This is a genomic window from Pseudomonas sp. S4_EA_1b (assembly GCF_016307435.1).
GTDB lineage: Bacteria > Pseudomonadota > Gammaproteobacteria > Pseudomonadales > Pseudomonadaceae > Aquipseudomonas > Aquipseudomonas rhodesiae.
Genome location: NZ_JAEILC010000090.1, coordinates 1 through 1,654, shown reverse-complemented (window position 1 = coordinate 1,654; position 1,654 = coordinate 1). Strand labels below are relative to the sequence as shown.

General features: G+C 61.8%; 4 protein-coding genes. All 4 read right to left on the bottom strand.

Translation table 11 applies throughout. The features are described 5' to 3' along the window. Nucleotides 1-63 precede the first annotated feature (63 nt). The gene (locus tag YA0848_RS25270) at nt 64-294 is read right to left on the bottom strand and encodes a hypothetical protein (RefSeq protein WP_198731449.1); all 231 of its coding nucleotides are present in this window, start codon (nt 292-294) and stop codon (nt 64-66) included. 60 nt (nt 295-354) lie between these two features. Then, a complete protein-coding gene (locus YA0848_RS25265) occupies nt 355-531 on the bottom strand; it encodes a hypothetical protein (protein ID WP_153334540.1) in 177 nt (58 codons plus the stop codon). 69 nt (nt 532-600) lie between these two features. Further along, entirely contained in the window at nt 601-855 is a 255-nt protein-coding gene (locus tag YA0848_RS25260; RefSeq protein ID WP_198731448.1) for a hypothetical protein, read from the bottom strand. A gap of 228 nt (nt 856-1,083) precedes the next feature. Further along, on the bottom strand, nt 1,084-1,599 hold the full coding sequence (locus YA0848_RS25255; RefSeq protein WP_198731447.1) for a single-stranded DNA-binding protein: 516 nt from the start codon (nt 1,597-1,599) through the stop codon (nt 1,084-1,086). Nucleotides 1,600-1,654: the final 55 nt, after the last annotated feature.

The following is a 1,654-nucleotide window of genomic DNA, read 5'->3' as shown; positions in this document are numbered from 1 at the left end:
CTCATCGACCAAGCGCGAGACAAGCCATGTTGATCGGCTGACGGAAATTTCTGGGTTTCCGGCTTACAACCCCTGGTCCCGATCTCCAGCTTCCCAGCACGCGGCGGCCTTGCGCAGCAAGCCGCCGCTATCGCGGTGCGCCAGTTCGCCCGGTTTGGTGATGAACGTTGCGGCGGCCTCGTAGAACTCTGCGGCCACTTCCCAATCGTGTTGCAGCTCGGCCCTGCGCGCAGCGGCGGCAAGCGCCTGGCACGTCCTGGCGGCCTTGGTCGGCGTGGTCTGGTGTCCGTACATATCCTGTTCTCCAGCGGGGAGCGCCGGGGCGAAGCCGCGGCGCTCGGTTGGGTAGTGGGGTTAGGCCCGTTTAACAGCCCGTGCGAGGGTCAGAAGGTCGGCGGCCTCCATTAACTGGCCGCGCTCGGCCAGTTGCTGCATGGACGGCACCGGGCGAGCTGGGGCCGCTGCGCGGCGCGCAGAAGCGGCCAGGCGGGCCAGGAAGACGCGGAACGAGGGAAGGGCTTGAGTAGTCATGGGTAACTCCTTTTTCGCAGAGGAAGGCCCGGAGCGGTTGCCGCCGCTGGTTTCCGGGCCGGGGTTGGATTACTTGGTCAGGCGCTCGCTGCGCACAAAGCCTTCGCACATGTCACGGAAGATCGTGGCGTGCATTTCCAGCGGGAACTCGGCGATCACCTCGCGGCGACCGATGCCGCCACGCTGGGCAACGATCATGTACATGGTGACGTTGGATGGGGTCTGGTTCGGGCGAGCCTGATGGGACACTTCAACGGTGAAGGCGCTGAACTCGCGCAGGGCCTCGGCTTCGCTGAAATACAGGATGTGGGTTTCGATAGTCATGGGTTGAATCTCCTTTCGCAGATTGCCCCGGAGCGGTTGCCGCCGCTGGTTTCCGGGGTGTCGAAGCGGTATTGCTTCGACGTGGTTAGTATCTCAAACCGTGGCGCTTTCGTCAACTGTTGGTAAAACATTCTTTGACGAATAATTGACGGCTGGCGGGTATCACGGACAAGAAAAAGCCCCTGCTGAGAGGGGCTTTAGACAAACGCTAATGAGAATCATTAGCTTCTAAAAGGGTATATCGTCGTCGAAACTGTCGAAGTCGGCGGCAGGCTGTGGGGAGGGTTGCGGCTGTTGCTGCGCTGGTCGCCGCTGGGCCTGCTGTGGGCGTTGGGCCTGCTGACGGGGTGCCTGCTGCTGGCCCTGGTTGTACGGATCGCCGCCTTGCTGCTGATTCTGCGGACGCCCGCCCAGTAGCTGCATGGTGCCCTGCATGTCCACGATGATCTCGGTGGTGTAACGCTTGATGCCGTCCTTCTCCCATTCGCGGGTCTGCAACTTGCCCTCGATGTAGCACTGGGAGCCTTTGCGCAGGTACTCGCCGGCAATTTCCGCGACCTTGCCGAACAGCGAAACGCGGTGCCACTCGGTGCGCTCGACCTTCTGGCCGCTCTGTTTGTCTGTCCACTGCTCGCTGGTGGCCAAGCTCAGGTTGGTGACGGCGTTGCCATTGGGCAGATAGCGGACTTCGGGATCTTGTCCGCAAGTGCCTACGAGGATCACTTTGTTTACGCCACGAGCCATGATGTGTCTCCTTCTTCCCTAAAATTCGCAGATTAGCCCGGAGCGGTTGCCGCCG

Coding starts and splice junctions, on each gene's coding strand:
- YA0848_RS25270 (WP_198731449.1), bottom strand. CDS start 294: ATGTACGGACACCAGACCACGCCGACCAAGGCCGCCAGGACGTGCCAG.
- YA0848_RS25265 (WP_153334540.1), bottom strand. CDS start 531: ATGACTACTCAAGCCCTTCCCTCGTTCCGCGTCTTCCTGGCCCGCCTG.
- YA0848_RS25260 (WP_198731448.1), bottom strand. CDS start 855: ATGACTATCGAAACCCACATCCTGTATTTCAGCGAAGCCGAGGCCCTG.
- YA0848_RS25255 (WP_198731447.1), bottom strand. CDS start 1,599: ATGGCTCGTGGCGTAAACAAAGTGATCCTCGTAGGCACTTGCGGACAA.